We start from the raw sequence: 17,192 nt of genomic DNA on the forward strand, positions 1-17,192 counted from the left end.
CTCCGCTGTGCGAGAGTTCGCGCGATGGCTTCTCCGCTCGTCGAACGGCTCGCGCAGCTCGGCTCGTCCGCCCGAACCGCCGTCGAGGACGAGCGCGGGCAGATCACCTTCGCGACGCTCCTGGAGCGAGCCCTGCGCGTCCGCGGCGCGCTGCTCGCCGGCGGCTCGCGGCGCGGCGCGGGTGAGGCCGAGAGCCCGAGCTCCCTCGAGGGGGAGCGCATCCTGCTGCTCGTGTCGCCCGGCGCGGCGTGGGTCTCGGCCTTCCTCGGCGCCCTCCTCGCCGGGGGGATCGCGCTGCCGCTGTCGGCGCTCTATCCGCCGGCAGAGCTCGAGTGGCTCGCGAGCGACGCCGGCGTGCGGCGGATCATCACCGACGGCGAGCTCGCCGCCGTGGCCGCCCCGATCGCGCAGGGCCGCGCCGTGCTCCTCGTGGAGGACCTCGAGCGCGCCGCGCCCGGGCGAGACGCGGCGATCTCCGACATCGCCGCGGACGATCCGGCGCTCCTGCTCTACACGAGCGGCACGACCGGCAAGCCGAAGGGGGCGCTGCTCACGCACCGCAACCTGGCGGTGCAGGCGGAGCTCCTGCGCGCGGCCTGGGGCTTCTCGGATCACGACCTCTTGCTGCACGCGCTGCCGCTGCACCACCTCCACGGCGTCGTCATCGCGCTCATGACGTCGCTGCTCGCGGGCGGCGCGACGAGGATGCTGCCGCGCTTCGACGCCCAGCGCGTCGCCGCCGAGATCGCGCGCCGCTCGGTGACGTCGTTCATGGCGGTGCCGACCATGTACCAGCGGCTGTTCGAGCACGTCGACCGGGGCGGCGCGCCCGGCTTCGCCGCGGGGGCGCAGGCCCTGCGGCTCGCGACGAGCGGCTCCGCGGCGCTGCCGGTGACGCTCGCCGAGCGCTGGCGCGATCTCACCGGCACGATCCCGCTCGAGCGCTTCGGGATGACCGAGATCGGCGTCGGCATGAGCAACCCGCTCGATCCAGGCGCGCGGCGGGCAGGCTGGGTCGGCTTCCCGCTGCCGACCGTCGAGGCCCGCATCACGGACGACGCGGGCAACGCGTGGGCGGCGGGTGAACGGCCGCCGGGCGACCCGCCAGCGCCGGGCGACGCCGCGGTCGCGCGAGGCGAGCTCTGGATCCGCGGGCCCAGCGTCTTCAAGGGGTACCTCGGGCGCGAGGACGCCACCGCCGCGGCCTTCCAGGACGGCTGGTTCCGCACCGGCGACGTCGCCGAGCGCTCCAGCGACGGGCGCTTCCGGCTCCTCGGGCGGACCTCGGTCGATATCCTCAAGAGCGGCGGATACAAGCTGTCCGCCCTCGAGATCGAAGAGGCGCTGCGGGAGCACGGCGCGATCGCCGAGGTCGCGGTGATCGGCGTCCCTGACGAGGCGTGGGGAGAGCGCGTCGTCGCGGTCGTCGTCGCCGCGCCCGGGCGAGAGGCGGAGTGCGCCACCGGGCCGCTCCGCGCCTGGGCGAAGGAGCGCCTCGCGCCCTACAAGGTCCCACGCGAGTCGATCGTCGTGCGGGCCCTGCCGCGCAACGCGATGGGCAAGGTCGTCAAACCAGAGCTGGTGAAGACCATCGCAGCGGGCATTGCCGTGGAGGAGCGCGGCCCTCTCGCGCGGTAGACGCGCGAGACGCGCGGTCGTCGCTGCTTGACCGACGCGCTCGGCTCCGGCCTACTCGACGCCAATGCAGCCTGCCAGCCCCATGGTCCAAGCCCAAGCCGCGTACGGCGGCCTCGCGGTTCAGCCGTTCTCGCACCCCACGTACACGATCAAGCGGCCTTTCTGGTCGCTGCTCGGCCGCAAGTTCCACGTCTATGCGCCCGACGGCTCCCTCGTCTGCTTCGTCAAGCACCCGCTGCTCAAGCTGCGTGAGGAGTTCACCCTCTTCGCGGACGAGTCGGAGTCGCAGCCGCTGCTCACGATCCGCTCGCGGCAGGTCATCGCCCTCAACCGGTGCCTCGACGTCCTCGACGCGCGCACCGGCGAGCGCGTCGGCACCATCCGCTCGCGCGGGCTCAAATCGATCGTCCGCGACACCTGGGACATCCTCGACCCCGCGGATCAGCCGGTCGGGCTGATGCAGGAGGACGGCGCCGCGCTGCTCCGCCGCATGTTCCCGCTCCTCATCGGGAAGTGGCACATCGAGCTCCACCAGCAGGAGGTCGCGAAGGTGAAGCAGGTGTTCCGGTGGTTCGTGAAGGAGTTCACGCTCGACCTGTCGATGAACCAGGGGCGAATCGACGCCCGGTTCGCCATCGCCTGCTCGCTGCTCGCCCTCATGGCCGAGACAGCGCGCGAGTCCCGCTAGGCCCCCATCCGAGACCCGCGGCGGCCTCGCGAGAGGCCCGTGGATGCCGCGGCCGGCGCGGCCGTCGGTCGCGCGCACTGGCTCGCTCGCCGAAACTTGGCCCATTTCCGCGAGCTCTGCGAGGGTCCCGCGCGATGCGCCTCGATCCTGTCTCCCGCCTCGACTCCGCCTCCGAGGAGGGCCGACCGACGTCCCCCCCTGCGCCCCCGTGCGGCACGGCCCGCTTCGCCCCGAGCGAGCAGGGCGCCGACTCCGAGCGCGAGCTCAGGTCGCAGCGCTTCCTCTGGGCGAGCGCCCCGGCGGCGCCCGACGGGCAGCTCCGCGCGACGATCGAGGAGGCCGTCGAGCTCGCGCTGGCCCTGCGCGGCGCGCTGCCGCCGCGGGTCCAGGAAGGCGCGCCGGTCGAGGTGGCGATCGCCGACCAGATCTTCCGGGCCAGGGCGCTCGGCGCCTCGGGCCTCGCCGTCGCCCTTCCGCGCCTCGCGGGCGGGCGCTCGGCCTCGCCGCGCGCGCTCCACCCGGACGACAGCGCGACGCTCCTCGCCTGGCTCGGCGCGGCGCGCGAGGCGCCCGTCGCCCTCGTCTTCGACGAAGACGACAGGTCCGCGCAGGTGCTCGCGCCGGTGCCCCTCGCGGACCTCGTCGAGAGGAGCACGCGCGACGGGTACGGCGCCGTCTCCTCCATGTCCCCGCGCGGGCAGGCGCGGAGCCTCGCGGCGCGCGGGGAGGAGCGCCCCGTCGGGCCGGCGCAGCCGAGCGCCGGAGCGAGAGCCCCGGTCGAGGCGCTCCCGGCGGGGCCGACAGCCGTGGACGAGGCGCTCCAGGCCGGACCGACAGCCCCGGTCGAGGCGCGCGAGGCCAGGCCGACGGCCCCGGTCGAGGCGCGCGAGGCCAGGCCGACGGCCCCCGAGGCGCACGGAGCGCCGGCGTCGCCCGTCTCCGCCGAAGGGCGGGCGGACGGGCGGCTGCGCGGCGTGCTGCCCCCCCGCTCCTCGAGGATCCGCCGCACGGACGCGCCGGCGGCCGTCGCCGGGAGAAGCGCCGTCGCGGCGCGGGCGCCGGGCGCGAGCACGCCGCCGGCCACGGACGAGACGGCCGCGACGGCGCCCGCCAGCGCCGAGCCGGGCGCGCCGGCCGCCGAGCCAGGGGCGCCGCACGAGGAGCGCGGCGCAGCGATGACGCTCAGGCCGCCGCGAGGGGCGCACGAGGCCGTGCCGGCCGCGCCGAACGCGCCGAACGCTGACGGAGCCCACGCGGACGCCGACGCGCCCCCGCAGGCGCGGCGGGAGCGGAAGGCGCCGCGCGACCGGGTCCTCAGCGCGGCGGAGTGGCGCGCGCTCGCCGTCGAGCTCGACAACGCCCGCGGCCCGAAGCCGGTCCGGGTCATCGAGCAGCTGTTCGCGACCCACTACACGCCGCTGCTCGGCGCGACGCTCGCCGGCGAGACGGACGCCGCCGTGCGCGGCGTTGTCGACAGCTGGAGGAACAGCTTCGAGCACAGCTACCGGGAGGCGTTCTCGGCGCTGCGCGTGACCGGCAAGCGGCCGCCCATGGTGTTCGACGCCCCGGACATCGCCGCCCGCATCGCCCGGCTCAACGGGGCGCGCGGGGTGAAGCTCCTGCTCGTGGACGCGATGCGCTTCGACCTCGGCGAGCGGGTCGCCGCGCACCTGAAGGAGATCCTCGTGGATCGGGCCATCCTGGTGGAGCGATCGCTCCTCTGGGCGGCGCTGCCGCCGACGACGACGGCGCAGATCTCGCTGCTCGCCCGAGGGCCGGACGGGCTCCGCGAGACGATGCCCCCGAGCGAGGCGGAGCCCGCCATCGCCCGCGGGCGCGCGGTGGCGACGCTGCGGCGCGAGCGGGTCGGGTCGCGCGAGCTGATGAAGCTCGACCTCGTGGAGGCGCGCCTGCGCGCCGCCGGGCCGCCGTTCGCCGAGCGGATCGAGGCCATCGCGGAGGAGGTCGCCGACGTGATCGCGCGGTTCATGGCCAGCCTGCCGCCGCGGACGCTGCTGCTCGTGTTCGGCGACCACGGGTTCCGCATGACGCCGATGGGAGACGGCAGCGCGACCGGCCCGGCGTCGCAGGGCGGAGGCTCGCCCGAAGAGGTGCTCGTCCCGGCGCAGGCGTGGCTCGTCGGCGGCGTGCACTGAGCGGCCCTGGGCTCGACAGGGGCGCGCTGGCGTTCCTGGACGGCGATTCCCCGTTCCTGGACGGCGCTTGCCCGGTTCCTGGACGGCGCTCCCTGGTTCCTGGACGGCGATTCCCGGTTCCTGGACGCCCCACCGGCCCCTCCTGGAGGGCACGGCCGTGTCATGAGACGCAGGAGGGCTACAGGGAGGGCGCTGCACCGGCCGAAAGAAACGCGGTGAGCGCCGGGAGGACGAGCGCCGGATCCTCCAGGTGGGGCGCGTGCCCGAGCGGCACCATGTGCAGCGTGGCGCGGGGGATCGCCGCGGCCGCGGCGATGCCGATCGGCGCCGGGAACACGTCGTCGCGCTCGCCCCAGAGCACCAGCGTCTCCGCGTCGATCTCGCCGAGCCGCGGGAGACGATGGGGAACGGCGCCGAGGGCGGGGAACAGCGCGTTGAACGCGGCGACGGGCGCGACCCGGCCGTCCGGCACGGCGTAAAGCTCGCCGTGCAAGGCGGCCAGACGCTCGCCGAGCGGGGTGGGCCGCGGCGGACGGAGGCGGCGGAAGAGCGCGGGGCCGAGCACCCGCACAAGGCGCTCCGGCGGGGCGCGGAAATAGGCGCGGCTCCACGCGGTCATGACGGGACCGACCCCCATCGCGCCGATGAGCACGAGCTTCCGCGGGCGCGCGCGCCTGCGGAGCGCGATCTCCACCGCGACAAGCGCGCCGAGGGAGTGGCCGACGAGGGCGGCGCCGCCGAGATCCAGCTCGAGGAGGAGCTCCTCCACGGGATCGGCGAAGAAGCGGAGGCCTTCCTCGAAGCCCCCGCCCTCGAAGGGCGGAGACGACGCGTGACCGAAGCCGGGGAGATCCACCGCGACGACGCGGTGGCGCCGCGCGAGCTCGGGGAGCAGCGGGAACCACGTCGTCGCGGCGTTCCCGCGGCCGTGCAGGAGGACCACCGGCGAGCCGCCGCCGCCCTCCAGGTAGCGGAGCGTCGAGCTCAGCGCGGCGCGGCGGTGCACAGCGAACGGCGGCGCGCCCGCGGTGAGCTCCGCTAGGATCGCGCTCTCGACCGGGCCCAGGCGGGAGACGACGGCGTGGACGTTCGTCACAGGCGCATTCCGTAGCGCGATCGAAACGGCGCGGGAATGCCGCAGCCCAGAAGCAGCCCCGAACCAGAAGAACCAGCGGGAGAGGGCCGCCGCCGCGCCCCCTCCTTCAGTCCCTGCCGTGCCCGGGGCCGAGGATGAGCTGCATCTTCGCCACGGGGTCGAAGCCCTCCACGTGCGGCGGGTGGTGGCACTGCGAGACGCAGCTCTGGGGCGGGGGCGACAGCACGATGAGCCCCTTCTTCTCGGGATCCTTCGCGTGCAGCGAGCCGGGGCCGTGGCACTCCTCGCACTGCACGTTCTGCAGCGACGCGTTGTGCGTCACCGTGGAGCCGCCCGGCTTGCCGTACCCGGTCACGTGACAGCTCACGCAGTCCAGGTTGAACTCCTTGAAATCCTGCTGCAGCGTGGCGTAGGCCCGCGCGTGCGCGGTGCCGTCGAAGACCTTGCGCTCCTCGTCGTGGCAGTTCGTGCAGGCGTCGATGCCGATGTAGCTGGCCTCGCCCTTCGCCGGCTTCTCGGGGACGCGATCCGCGAAGGCCTGCTTGTTGTGGTCGTTGACCCGCTTGTAATAGGCGAGGAGCTGCCCGGCGACGTCCTTGTCGGCCCCGAGCTTCTCGCGCACCTCGACCGAGCTGTAGCGGAAGAAGCTGCCGGTCACCTTCGTCTCCGCCGCCTCGAGCTGCGCCTTCTCGGCCCGGAGCTTCTCGAGATCCGCCTTCCGCGCCTCGATGTCCTTCGCCGCCACCCGCTTGTCGCCCTCCCAGCCGTTGAGGCGGATCTCGAGCTCCCGGATGCGCTCCGACAGGCTGATGAGCTCCCCGGCCTTCGCGACGCCGCCCGCGTCGGCGAACACGAGCGGGCCGCCGCCGCCGCCTCGAACGAAGAGATCCACGACCGCCACCGACTGGAGGTGGTTCGGCGTCTCCACGACCAGCGTCGACCCGATGATCTCCGGCGGCTTCGGGCCGTCGTTGCCGTCGCCGCGCTCGCTCGGCTTGCCGAGCACCAGCACGTGCAGCTCCGGCACGCTGTCCGCGAGCCGCAGCGCCTCGCCCCTGGGCAGCGCCGCGAGCCCCACGAAGACGCTCGCGCCCTGCTTCTTCGCCTCCTCGACGCCCGCCTTCATCGCGTCGATCGCCGGGCCGGCCTTGACGCCCTCGGGGTAGGCGCCGGCGCGGCCCTTCGGGTCGCTCACGCCGATGAGGCCCACCTTCACGCCGGAGACGTCGCGCACGACGACGCCCTGGACGCCCTTCGCGCCCTCGAGGTTCTTGCCGAGCAGCGCCGCCCCGGACTGCTCCTGGTACTTGCCGAGCGCCTCCGCGCCGAGCGCCCAGTCGTTCTCGCCAGGCGCCCACGCCGTCAGCCCGATCTCCTTCGCCGCCAGCGCCATCGCCTCGGCCTTCCACGCGTCCTGCGAGGAGCGCTCGGGCTTCACCTCGGGGTCCGTGAAGAGCATCGGCCCCGCGCCGACCACGAGCCGATCCGGGGCCTCGCCGCGCTGGGCCTCGATCAAGGCGGCGAGGTGGTCGATGCCTCCCAGCTGATCCTTCGTGCAGCCGCACGGCTCCAGCGCGCCGGCGACGGTGCTGAGCACGTAGAGCCGCACCGTCGGCTTGCTCGCGTTCGCGTCCGCGTCCGCGTCCGCGCTCACGGCGGCCGTCGCGGGGAGCTTGCACCCCTGACAGGCCGAAGCGAAGGCCGCCGCGGAGATCGCGGCGAAGGGGATCAAGAGCGCGTATCCGCGACACACTCCGCGAAGAAGCGAGCGCTTCATGCTCGCGCTATAGCACAGGGGCCCGGGCGCACCTCCGGGGCCGCGCCGAGAGGGCGGGGGCGCGATCAGAAGCCCGACGGCGCGAAGGGCAGGACCGTCTTCACGTCCGCGTCGTTGAACCGGAGCTGCAGGCCGATGAAGTAATCCCGGCGATCGGCGTTCAGGATGTCGTCCATCCCGCCGAGCAGCCACAGCTTCCGGATGAACTCGTACGCGAGCGCGACGCGCCAGCGCGGCGACAGCTCCTCGCCGAAGCCGAAGAGGTCCTGGCGGAGCTCGAACCGATCGTCGAGCAGGTGGAGATCGAGGCCGAGGCCGCCCGTCGACTCCTTGATGCCGAACCGGCCCGTGAAGGGGCCGAGCCGCTTCGCGAACTGGAACGAGAACCGGAAGGCGTTCGTCGTGATCGTGCGGACCTCGCGGTAGTGCGCGGGCTCGTTCGGGTTGGTCGTGTCGACGTCGATCTGCTGGAAGTCCGTCTTGCCGCGCGGGTCGTTCACCAGCTCGACGACGTAGTACTTGTCCTCCGTCGGCTGGAGCCTGAGCTCGACGTAGCTCTTGATGGTGTTCGCGAGGAAGTTGTAGTCGGTCCGCAGCCCGACCACCGTCTGGAACCGGCTGAGCCCGCCGACGAGCTCGCCGACGTTCTCGACGACCGTCTCGACCTCGTTGATCAGCGTCTCGTCCCGGGTGATGCGGCCGAGCGTCCCCTCCCCGCGGTCGACGCGCGCGGCGACGCTGTCGACGTGCTTCAGCGCCGACTCGAGGCTCTCGGTCGCGCGGCCCACGCGCTCCGCGGCGCTCCGGAGCTCCCCGGGCTGCCCGTTCCGGCCGGGCACCTCGGCCGCGGCCGTCATCATGCGGATGTCGCGGCTCACCTGCTCGACGTTGCGCAGGATCTCCCGCAGGCGCGGGCCCGAGTCGCCGGTGATCTGGTTGATGTTGTTGATGGTCTCCGTGACGCCCGCGCGGTTCTCGCGCACGGTCGCGTTCATCTGCTCGGTGACCTCGGCGAGGTTCTCGAGGATCTGCGCGAGCCGCTCCTGCCCGCCCTCGGAGCCGACGGTGTTCTTCAGCGTCTCGGTGACGGCCTTGACGTCCTTCAGGATCTCGGAGACCTGCCCCTGCATCGACTGGATCGTCGGCTCATCGATGTAATAGAGGACCCTCCCCTCGTCGGGGATGCGCGGCTTGCCCTCGGTGCCGGGCGAGAGCACGACGAACGACTCGCCGATGAGGCTCGTCGCGCGCTTGCCGATGGCCGCGTCCTCGTAGAGCGGGACGTCGGGGCTCATCTTGATGTCGATGCGCGCCTGGCCGTTGTAGAGCGAGATCTTGTCGACGACGCCGACCTGGATGCCCGAGATCATCACCCGCGACTGCGGCGACACGCCGATCGCGTCGGGCAGCGTGGCCCAGACGCGGTAGCCGCTGCCGCCGCCGATGTCGCGCGAGACGAAGCGGTACCCGCCGTAGGCCGCGCCCGCGAGCACGATCGTCATCACGCCGACCTTCGCGGCCTTGGAGACCTCAGCCATGCTGCGCGACGGCCACGGTAGCACGAGCCGCCCGCGGGACCGCGCGGCTTTCGCGGCGGCGCGGGGGAACGAGCGCCGGGGCGGGAAACCTGCTAGCCGAGTCGAATGCGGTCATGGTGGGCCAGCGGGGTGCTCGGCGCGGCGCTCGCCTCCGCGGGCGCGGCGGCAGCGGAGCCGCCGGCGCTCACGTGGGAGGCGACGACGCGGTCGCCACGACCCCCCAGGGCGGTCTCGCCGGAGATCGCCGCGCTCGCGGCGCGCTGCGGCAGCGCGGACACGGCGCTCGCCGCCGTCGCCCAGCGCAACGTCGAGCGGCAGCTCCAGGGCGGGGAGATCATGGCGCCCGACGAGCTCTCGTTCACGCTGCGCGCCGCCGGCGCGCCGCACGCCTGGCCGAGGGGATGGTCGATCTCCGGCCGAGGGCTCGGGCCGGCGGAGATCGGGGCGCGGATCGACGGGTGGCTCTCGGGGTGGACCACCCTCGGGGTGCGGCGATGTGGGGTGGCCCAGGCGAAGAAGCCGGACGGGACGGTGATCGTGGCCGCGATCGGGGTGGACGCGCTCGCGGATCTGTCGCCGCTGCCGACGACGGCGCGGGTAGGGCAATGGGTGACCCTCGAAGGGACGATGCGGGTCCCGGCGACCGCGGCGAAGGTGGTGCTGCTGGGGCCGCGGGGCGCGCCCAGGACGGTGCTGAGCTCCCTCTCGGGCGCGCGGCTCCGCTCGAGCTTCGCGGTCGACCAGCCGGGGAGCTGGCTCGTGCAGGTGCTGGCCACGGTGTCGACCGGGCCGAGGCCGGTGCTGGAGGCGATGATCTTCGCGGGGAGCGCTCCGCCAGGCCGGTTCGTCCGCGCGGCGGCGCCGGGCGAGGAGGCCGCGAAGGGGGCGCAGGGCGACGAGGACGCGATGCTGCGGATGATGAACGCCGCGCGGGCGTCGGAGCGCCTGCCCGCGCTCGCGCGCGACGCGGCGCTGGCCGCGCTGGCGCGGGCGCACTCCGAGGAGATGATCAAGGCGAAGATGGTGGGCCACGACGTGGGCTCGGGCGATCCGGCGGCGCGCCTCAGGGCGGCCGGGTACGAGGCGACGATCGCGGGGGAGAACGTGGCCAGCTCGGCCACGACCGAGGGAGCGCACCGCGCGATCTGGGCGAGCCCGTCGCACCGGGGCAACCTGCTCGACCGGCGCTACAGGAGGACCGGCGTGGCGGTCGTGCGCGATCCGACCGGCCGGGTCTGGGTGACGCAGCTGCTCGCAGGGTGACCGCGGGCGCCGCAGCGCTGCGCTGACGTACGCTGTTCCCGTACCCCGAGGGCGGACGCGCCTTGCGGCGGGCGGGCGGGCGTCAGCCGCGCGCCAGCGGCTTCGCCGTGCGTGTTCCATGCCTCGCCGGGCGGCCGCCGTGCCGCGCGTGTATCCTTGCGAGCGATGGCTGCACGCCCGCTTTACGTCGGCATCGACCTCGGCACCACGAACTCGACCGCGGCCGCCTTCGACGGCGAGAAGGTCACCCTCGTCAGGAACTCCCAGGGCGCGACGCTCACCCCGAGCGTGGTGCGGATCGACGCGCGCGGGACGGTCACGGTCGGCGCGCGCGCGCGCCGGTTCCTCGAGGGCGATCCGCAGAACACCCGCGCGGAGTTCAAGCGGCTGATGGGGACGGCCCAGCCGATCGAGTTCGCGGCGGCGAAGGTCGCGAAGAAGCCCGAGGAGCTCGCCGCCGAGGTGCTGCGCTCCCTGCGCGCCGACGTCGCGGAGCACCTCGGGGTCCTGCCAGCCTCGGCGGTGATCTCCGTGCCCGCGCTCTTCGAGCTGCCCCAGAGCGCGGCGACGTCGGAGGCGGCGCGGCGCGCGGGGTTCGAGCGCGTCGAGCTGATCCAGGAGCCGGTGGCCTCGGCGCTGGCCGCCGGCTGGACGGTCGAGGAGTCGACGGGCAGCTGGCTCGTCTACGACCTCGGCGGCGGGACGTTCGACGTCTCCCTGCTCGAGACGCGCGACGGGCTGCTGCGCGTCGTCGGGCACGACGGCGACAACTTCCTCGGCGGGCGCGATTTCGACTGGGCGATCGTCGACTGGGCCCTCGCCGAGATCGCGCGCACCCAGGGCGTCACCGTGAGCCGCGCCGACCCGCGGCACGCCGCCGCGCTCCGCAAGCTCAAGCTCGCGGTCGAGGAGATCAAGATCGAGCTCACCCGCGCCGACGAGGCGGCGCTCGCGGTGCCCGCGGCGTTCGAGGTGGACGGCGCGCCCGTCGACGTCGACCTGGTCCTGCAGAGGTCCACGCTCGACGCGCTCTGCGCGCCGATCATCGACCGCTCGGTCGAGGTCTGCCGCCGGCTGCTCGCGGCGCACGGGCTCGACGCGTCGCAGCTCGCGCGCGTCGTGCTCGTGGGCGGGCCGACGGTGATGCCGGCGCTGCGCGAGCGCATCCGGGACGCGCTCGGCGCGCCCTTCGGCGAGGGGCTCGACCCGATGACGCTCGTCGCGCAGGGCGCCGCGATCTACGCGGCGACGGCGGGGCTCGACGCGCGGGCCTCCTCCTCGGGAGCGCGGCCCAAGGAGGAGGGGCGCCGGCTGTGGCTGCAGTACCCGGCCATGTCGAGCGATCTGACGCCCCACGTGGTCGGCCGCGTCATGGAGGGGCCAGGGGCCGCGCCCGAGCGGATCCGGCTCACGCGCGAGGGCGACGGGTGGACGAGCGCCGAGGCGCCGCTCGACGCCGAGGGGGCGTTCGTGGTGACCGTCGACCTGCTGCCGCGCCGGCCGAACGTGTTCAACATCGAGGCGAGCGCGGCCGGCGGCGCGCGGGTGCCGGTGCACCCGCAGGCGATCACGATCGTCCAGGGGCTCACGATCGGCGATCCGCCGCTGTCGCGCACGATCGGGGTCGCGCTCGCGGACAACTCGGTGCGCGTCTACTTCGAGCGGGGCGCGCCGCTGCCGGCCCGGCGGACGTTCGTGCACCACAGCGTGGAGAGCGTCCCGAAGGGCTCCGGCGCGTGCGTGCTGAAGATCCCCGTCGTGCAGGGCGAGCTCGACGTCGCCCACCTCTGCCGCGTGGTCGGGACGCTCGAGATCGACGGGAGCGGGCTCACCCAGACCCTGCCCGCGGGCTCGGCGATCGAGCTGACGCTCGAGCTCGATCGGGGCGGGCACCTCTCGGCGCGCGCGCTGATCCCGTCGCAGGGGCTCGTGTTCGAGCGCGTCGCGCACCTGCTCGTCCCCGAGGCGGCGCCGGAGGTGCTCGACGCCTCGCTCGCCGCCATGCGCGAGCGGCTCGCCGCGGTGCGCGAGGCCGCCCTGCGCAGGGACGCGCCGCACGCGCTCGGCAAGGTCACCTACGTGGAGTGCGCGCTCGCCGAGGTGGAGCGCGACGCCGCCGCGGCGCGCGGCGGCGACGCCGACGCGGGGCAGAAGGCGCGGCGCGCGCTGCTCGATCTCGACGTCCTGCTCGAGCAGGCCGAGGCCGACAAGCGCTGGCCGGAGCTCGACGCCGAGGCCCAGGCGGCGGTCGCGAGCGCGTCGACGTGGATCTCGCAGCTCGGATCGAGCACGGAGAAGGCGCTCCTCGAGGAGGCCGCGCAGGGCGTGGCGCGGGCGCGCGCCGAGAAGAACCAGGTCGAGCTGCAGCGGCAGCTCCGGCTGGTCCGCAACCTGAGCAGCGCGGCGTTCCAGCGCCACCCGAAGGCGTGGGTGTGGATGTTCGAGGACGCCGCCTCGGAGGCGCACCAGGCCTCGGATCTGGTCCGCGCGCAGCGGCTCGTGCGCGACGGGCGCGGCGCGGCGGAGCGCGGCGACACGGCGGCGCTCAGGACGATCACCGAGGAGCTCTGGCGCCTGTTGCCGGTCGACGCGCAGAAGCGCAGGCTCGGCCACGAGTCAGGGGTGCGGTGATGGACGACGCGCTCGGCCGCATCCGCGACAACCCGTTCTACGTGCTCGGGCTGCGCCCGAGCGCGAGCCGCGCGGAGCTCGAGCGCGAGGGGCAGAAGCTGCTCGGGATGCTCGAGCTCAAGCTGGCGAGCGCCGCGACGTACCCGACGCCGGTCGGCCCCGGCGCGCGGACGGCCGACAAGGTGCGGCAGGCGATGGCGGCGCTGCGGGACCCGGAGCGCCGCCTGGCGCACGAGGTCTGGGCGCGGCTCGACCCGAGGCCGCGGCCGAAGGACGATCTCGACGACGACCTCGGCGAGCTGCCGCCGCCGGAGCCGCCCGGGGAGGACCCGCGCGCGCCGTGGCCCGAGGCGCTGTCGGCCCTCGGCTGGAGGGCGCGATGATGGACCACCACATCGCCCTCGCGATCATGGCCTTCCTCGTCGTCGTGACCGCGGTCATCGTCGGGCCCCTGCTCGTCAAGCGGCGGGTGGCCGCCCAGAGGGCGACCGACGACCACGTGCTCGCCAGCACCTTCACACGCATCGTCCTGGGCGTGCTCGCGGTGCTCTTCGTGTCCACCGTTCCGCGCGGGTCGATCGTCGGCCTGCTCGTGCTCGCGCCGGCCCTTGCGCTCTTCGGGCCCTGGCTCGCCGCGCGGCACGTGTTCATCCCGCTCGGCCTGCCGCGCGCGGCGTACGGCGCCGCGAGGCGCTCGCTCTTCGCGTGGCCCGCCGACCCGCGCGGCGGCGCGGCGCTCGCGGCGGCGTGGGCGCTCTGCCGCGCGCGGCGTCCGGACCCGGCGGCGGAGGCGTGGATCGGCGACCTGCTGGAGGGGACCGGCCAGCGCCACGGCGCGAAACGGGGCGGCGACGGCGGGGCGGCCGCGGCGGGCACGGAGCCGCTGCGCGGCGCGGGCGTCGCGGCCGGCGCGATGCTCGCGGCGTACCGCGGCGACGTCGAGGGCGCGCGGGCGCTCTTCGCGAGCGTCGCCAGCCTCGACGAGCGCGCCTGCCCCCGCGAGGCCCGCCGCGTCGCCGCGGCCTGGCTCGCCGCCGAGGCGGCCGCCCGCGGCGACTGGGCGGAGGTGATCGAGCGCGCGACCGACGGGGGCGACCGCGCGACGGATCTCCTCGGCGCGGCCGCCGCGCGGCTGCTCGGCGGCGCGGCCGCGCCGGGCGCTGTCGAGCTCTGGCTGCGCTGGCTCGCCGCGCCCCGGCGTCGCGCCACGCTCCCGCTCGTGCGCCGCGCCCTCGCCGCGGGCGACGACGCGCCGCGCCCGGAGCCGGAGCAGCCCGAGCCGTGCGCCGCGAAGGTCGCCGAGGGCGACCTGTGGAGCCGGGCGGTGCTGCTCCACGCCGCGCTGCTGCTCCGGCCCCGGGGCCAGGTCTCGGGCGACGACCTCAGGCGGCTCGGCGGCGCGTGGGACGCGGCGCTCGACGACGAGCGCGCGCAGGCCGAGCTCCGCGAGCGGGCGGCGTCGCTCGGCGCCTCGGGCGCGCAGGCGGCGCTCGGTCCGCTGGCGCGCGCGGTCGAGGAGGACCTCGCGGCGACGCTGCGCGCGGCGCGCGTGCCGCTCGCCGAGTGGGACGACCTCGGCGCGACCATCGGCCGCACGCGCCGCCGGCTCCGGGACGAGCTCCTGTCCGAGGTGGAGATCGCGTGCGACGCCCTGCGCCGCCGCGTCGACGAGCGGCGCGAGCTCCCGGCGCTCTCGGAGTGGCGCGAGTGGACGGCGCTCCGCGCGCAGTACGAGGCCGCGGCCGAGCTCGTGGGCGCCGAGTTCCGCCGCCTCGCGTTCCCCAAGCTGCACGCCGACGTGTGCCACGCGGCCGTCTGGCTGTTCAACACGCGCAAGGAGCGGGTGATCGCGAACGCGATGTTCCGGTGGCTCCTCGCCGAGGCCGAGGCGCTCGGCGACTCGCGCCTCACGGCGCTCCAGCGCGGCAACGTCGAGTGCGGGGTCTGACGCGGGCGGAGAGCCAGATCCAGAGCGGCGCTCAGCCGCTCCGGTCGCCCGCGGGCCCGCCCGGCGCCCCGGCGCCCGGCCGCCTGAGCGTCACCAGCAGCTCTTCCTGGAGCGGCTCCGGCTGGATCGTGCAGTGGGTGAGCGCGTGCTTCTCGCGCAGCTGCCGGGCCACCGCGGCGGCCACGTTCGTGCCGTGGTGCCCCTTGGCGAGGACGACGTGCACGGTGAGCACGTTGAAGCCGTCGGAGATCGACCAGACGTGCAGATCGTGGAGGTCGACGACGCCGGGCACGCTCCGGATGGTGTCCTCGACGTGGGCGAGATCGATCTCGATCGGGCTGCCCTCCATGAGCACCCGGGACGTGTCGCGCACGAGCCGCCAGCCGCCCCAGAGCACGAGGGCGCCGATGGCCGCGCTGATCACCGGATCGGCCCGCGTCCAGCCGAAGGCGAGGATGAGCACGCCCGCCGTGATGGCGCCGACCGAGCCGAGCGCGTCCGACAGCACGTGCGCCAGCGCGGCCCGCGTGTTGATGTTGTGCCCGTGCTCGCCGGTCGAGAGCAGCAGCGCCGCGACCACGTTCACGAGCAACCCCAGCGCCGCGGTGATCGCCAGCGCCTCGGCGTGCACCGCCTGGGGCGCGCGCCAGCGGTGAGCCGCCTCGATGAAGATCCAGATCGCCGTCAGCGCCAGCGCGACGCCGTTGGCGAAGGCCGCGAGCACCTCGGCGCGCCGGAAGCCGTACGTCCGCTCGCGCGTCCGCGCCTGCGCCGCGATGCGCTGGGCGATGATGGCCAGGCCGAGCGCCGCGGCGTCCGCGAGCATGTGGCCCGCGTCGGCCAGCAGGGCGAGGCTCTTCGACCACCACCCGACCGCCGCCTCGACGACCAGGAACGACGTCGTGAGCGCGAACGCCGCGATCAGCCGGCGGAGCGGCGCGCGCCGGAGATCGTGGCCGTGGTCGTGGTGCCGCGGGTCGCCGTGGTCGTGGTCATGGCCGTGATCGTGGTCGTGACCCGGGGCATGGTGATGCCCGTGATCGTGCCCCTCGCCGCGTCGAGCGCCGCGCCCGTGCCGGTGCTCGTCAGAGGCGCTCCCGTGATCGTCGCGCACCCCCATCGCCGCGCCGGAGCGGCTCACACCCGCTCGAGGATGGTCGCCACGCCCATCCCTCCGCCGATGCACAGCGTGATCAGCGCGGTCGCCTTGCCGGCGCGCTCGAGCTCGTCGAGCGCCGTCCCGATCAGGCAGGCCCCGGTCGCGCCGAGCGGGTGCCCGAGCGCGATCGCGCCGCCGTTCACGTTGACGCGGTCGAGGTCGATGTCGAGCTTGCGCGCCGTCTGCAGCGGCACCGCCGCGAACGCCTCGTTGATCTCCCAGAGATCGACGTCGCGCGCCTGCATGCCCGCCTTCTTCAGGGCGCGCTCCGACGCGGGCGCGGGGGCCGTCAGCATGATCACCGGCTCGGCGCCGGCCGTCGCCGTGGCGCGGATCCTCGCGCGCGGGGCGAGCCCGTGCGCCTTCACGTAGTCGCCGGACGCGAGCAGCACGACGGCCGCCCCGTCCACGATGCCGCTCGAGTTGCCCGCCGTGTGGACGTGCCGGATCGACGCCACCTGCGGATAGCGCGCCAGCGCCAGCGCATCCACGGTCTCGCCGGCGGGGCCCATCGGCGTCGACCCGAGGCTGGCGAACGCGGGCTCGAGCTTCGCGAGGGCCTCCATCGTCGCCCCGGCCCGCGGGTGCTCGTCCCTGTCGAGCAGCGGCTTGCCGTCGAGATCGACGACCGTGAAGAGGCTCTTCGCGAAGCGCCCCTCGCCCGCGGCCCGCTCGGCCTTGCGCTGGCTCTCCAGCGCGAAGCGGTCGACGTCCTCGCGCGAGAAGCCCTCGATCGTGGCGATGAGGTCCGCCGAGATGCCCTGCGGGACCATCGCGAGCTTCTTGCGGAGGGCGAGGTTGTTCCCGTCGAGGGGCGCGCCGTCCGAGCCCATCGGCACGCGCGACATGCTCTCGACGCCGCCGCCGACGGCGACCTCCTGCTGGCCGGACATGACCCCCATCGCCGCGAAGTTCACCGCCTGCGCGCCCGAGCCGCAGAAGCGGTTGACGGTCACGCCGGTCACGGCGTCCGGCCAGCCGGCCGCGAGGATGGCGGTGCGCGCGATGCACGCGCCCTGCTCGCCCGCCTGGGTCACGCACCCGACGACCACATCCTCGACGTCCTGCTTGCGGATCCCGGTCTTCTCGGCGAGGCGATTGAGCGTTTGCGCGAGGAGCTCTTGCGGGTGCACGCCCGAGAGCGCTCCCTTGCCCGCCTTGCCGCGCCCGCGCGGCGTGCGAACGGCATCCACGATGAAGACGTCTCGCATGACAGGCCTCCGAGCCCGGTGTCCGGCCCGTGCTTAGCACAGCGCCCGTTCCCGGGGCAGCCTGGTCGCGCCGGGTCTCGGTGGACC

The 17,192-nt window shown here is 74.8% G+C and carries 12 protein-coding genes; 7 read left to right on the plus strand and 5 right to left on the minus strand.

Features of this window, described 5'->3' with window-relative positions; translation table 11 throughout:
* The first annotated feature begins 24 nt into the window (after positions 1-24).
* The 3 genes from WMF22_RS41815 (at position 25) to WMF22_RS41825 (ending at position 4,482) form a co-directional block, all read left to right on the plus strand.
* Positions 25-1,638 (plus strand): AMP-binding protein, encoded by a 1,614-nt coding sequence (locus WMF22_RS41815; RefSeq protein ID WP_437295506.1) that lies wholly within the window; start codon positions 25-27, stop codon positions 1,636-1,638.
* 82 nt (positions 1,639-1,720) lie between these two features.
* Positions 1,721-2,326 carry a hypothetical protein gene (locus WMF22_RS41820; RefSeq protein WP_437295507.1) on the plus strand — a complete coding sequence of 202 codons (606 nt, stop codon included), beginning with the start codon at positions 1,721-1,723 and terminating at the stop codon, positions 2,324-2,326.
* Positions 2,327-2,460: 134 nt separating this feature from the next.
* Positions 2,461-4,482 carry a hypothetical protein gene (locus WMF22_RS41825; protein ID WP_438033360.1) on the plus strand — a complete coding sequence of 674 codons (2,022 nt, stop codon included), beginning with the start codon at positions 2,461-2,463 and terminating at the stop codon, positions 4,480-4,482.
* A gap of 178 nt (positions 4,483-4,660) precedes the next feature.
* Here WMF22_RS41825 and WMF22_RS41830 read toward each other — a convergent pair whose 3' ends face one another.
* The 3 genes from WMF22_RS41830 to WMF22_RS41840 form a co-directional block, all read right to left on the minus strand.
* Positions 4,661-5,578 carry an alpha/beta fold hydrolase gene (locus tag WMF22_RS41830; protein ID WP_438033361.1) on the minus strand — a complete coding sequence of 306 codons (918 nt, stop codon included), beginning with the start codon at positions 5,576-5,578 and terminating at the stop codon, positions 4,661-4,663.
* Between the two features lie 106 nt (positions 5,579-5,684).
* A complete protein-coding gene (locus tag WMF22_RS41835; protein WP_438033362.1) occupies positions 5,685-7,310 on the minus strand; it encodes a multiheme c-type cytochrome in 1,626 nt (541 codons plus the stop codon).
* 110 nt (positions 7,311-7,420) lie between these two features.
* Positions 7,421-8,893, minus strand: coding sequence for an MlaD family protein (locus WMF22_RS41840; protein WP_437295511.1), 1,473 nt, complete (start codon positions 8,891-8,893; stop codon positions 7,421-7,423).
* A 105-nt stretch (positions 8,894-8,998) separates the two neighbouring features.
* On the opposite strand from WMF22_RS41840, the gene WMF22_RS41845 reads away from it, so the two are divergent.
* The 4 genes from WMF22_RS41845 to WMF22_RS41860 all read left to right on the plus strand — a co-directional run bounded on the left by WMF22_RS41845 (position 8,999) and on the right by WMF22_RS41860 (position 14,735).
* Positions 8,999-10,156, plus strand: coding sequence for a CAP domain-containing protein (locus WMF22_RS41845; protein WP_437295512.1), 1,158 nt, complete (start codon positions 8,999-9,001; stop codon positions 10,154-10,156).
* 165 nt (positions 10,157-10,321) lie between these two features.
* Positions 10,322-12,787, plus strand: a complete 2,466-nt coding sequence (locus WMF22_RS41850) for an Hsp70 family protein (protein ID WP_438033363.1) — start codon at positions 10,322-10,324, stop codon at positions 12,785-12,787.
* Positions 12,787-13,170, plus strand: coding sequence for a hypothetical protein (locus tag WMF22_RS41855; protein ID WP_438033364.1), 384 nt, complete (start codon positions 12,787-12,789; stop codon positions 13,168-13,170). Before WMF22_RS41850 ends, WMF22_RS41855 begins: the two co-directional genes overlap by 1 nt.
* Entirely contained in the window at positions 13,167-14,735 is a 1,569-nt protein-coding gene (locus tag WMF22_RS41860; RefSeq protein WP_438033365.1) for a hypothetical protein, read from the plus strand. Before WMF22_RS41855 ends, WMF22_RS41860 begins: the two co-directional genes overlap by 4 nt.
* A gap of 31 nt (positions 14,736-14,766) precedes the next feature.
* Here the strand turns inward: WMF22_RS41860 and WMF22_RS41865 are convergent, their stop codons facing one another.
* Both WMF22_RS41865 and WMF22_RS41870 read right to left on the minus strand, forming a co-directional pair.
* A complete protein-coding gene (locus WMF22_RS41865; RefSeq protein WP_438033366.1) occupies positions 14,767-15,876 on the minus strand; it encodes a cation diffusion facilitator family transporter in 1,110 nt (369 codons plus the stop codon).
* Positions 15,873-17,105: an acetyl-CoA C-acetyltransferase gene (locus WMF22_RS41870; RefSeq protein WP_438033367.1), complete on the minus strand. Its 1,233-nt coding sequence runs from the start codon at positions 17,103-17,105 to the stop codon at positions 15,873-15,875. Before WMF22_RS41870 ends, WMF22_RS41865 begins: the two co-directional genes overlap by 4 nt.
* Between the last annotated feature and the right edge of the window lie 87 nt (positions 17,106-17,192).

The sequence above is a fragment of the Sorangium sp. So ce204 genome, assembly GCF_051526795.1.
In the GTDB taxonomy this organism is placed as follows: domain Bacteria; phylum Myxococcota_A; class Polyangia; order Polyangiales; family Polyangiaceae; genus Sorangium; species Sorangium cellulosum_B.